The organism is Proteiniclasticum sp. (assembly GCF_003514505.1).
GTDB lineage: Bacteria > Bacillota > Clostridia > Clostridiales > Clostridiaceae > Proteiniclasticum.
Genome location: NZ_DOPX01000007.1, coordinates 55,938 through 57,127 on the forward strand (window position 1 = coordinate 55,938; position 1,190 = coordinate 57,127).

1 protein-coding gene is annotated in these 1,190 nt (G+C 40.4%); it reads left to right on the forward strand.

The annotated features are described in order from the left end of the window. Window positions 1–49 precede the first annotated feature (49 nt). Window positions 50–1,105, forward strand: coding sequence for a transposase (locus tag DEF30_RS01215; RefSeq protein WP_294095515.1), 1,056 nt, complete (start codon window positions 50–52; stop codon window positions 1,103–1,105). Window positions 1,106–1,190: the final 85 nt, after the last annotated feature.

Here is a 1,190-nt window from a genome sequence, read left to right on the forward strand (position 1 = left end):
GAAACGATAAGGCGGTATGTCGAAGAACAAAAAACGAGGGGGTGAAACTGTGCAAATAACTGTAAAAGCCAAGTTGCTTCCAACATCAGAGCAACGAGAGCATCTAAAAACAGCAACAGTCGAATATATTCGTTTGATAAACACCATTGTCTCTGAATGTATTGAAGCAGACGAGCGTATTAAGCATACAAGTGGCACGGTTTTGGCTGCACTGCCCAGTGCATTGAAAAATCAAGCAATACAAGATGCAAAATCAGTCTACAAAAAGTTTAGAAAAACAAAGATTCGTAGTGTTCTGAAAAAGCCTGTTTGCATATGGAACAATCAAAATTGGACATTGAAAAATGGTATTTTGCGTTTCCCAGTGCTTGTAAACGGCAAAAGCACACGCATTAATGTGCCTGTGTTGCTATCAACCTACCAATTAGAAAAATTAAATGGCAAGCTTGGAACACTGAGAATCACAAAAAAATCAGGTAAATGGATTGCTCAAATAGCTGTAACTGTAGAGGATACAGAGAACGAAGATATAGGTGTTTTAGGCGTTGACTTGGGTCTAAAATGTCCAGCAGTTGCAGTAACTGAAAAAGGCAAAACCAAGTTTTTTGGCAATGGTAGAGAAAACAAGTACATGAAACGCAAGTTTAGAAGCAAGCGCAAGAAACTTGGAAAAGCAAAGAAACCGCAAGCGATCAAGAAATTGAACAATAAAGAACAACGGTGGATGAAAGACAAAGACCACAAAACCAGTCGTCAAATCGTTGACTTTGCCATTCAAGAAGGTGTTGGAACAATACGCCTGGAGCAACTATCTGGCATACGCCAGACGGCAAGAACGAGCCGTAAAAACGAAAAGAATTTGCACACGTGGTCATTCTATCGCTTAGCCCAGTACATTGAGTATAAAGCAGGTCTTTCAGGTATAAAAGTAGAGTATGTAGGCCCCGAATATACCAGTCAAATCTGCCCAGAGTGTGGAGAAAAAAACAAGGCAAGGGATAGAAAATATAAATGCTCATGTGGCTTCAAAACACATAGAGATAGAGTTGGTGCAATGAATATCATCAAAGCACCTGTGATAGATGGTAAAAGTCTATCAGCCTAAGATACTAAATGTACTGTCTTAGGAGGGGCAATGGCATGCCCTCAGCTTGGGGTCATACTCGCCTACTGGAAACAGACTGGCGTTT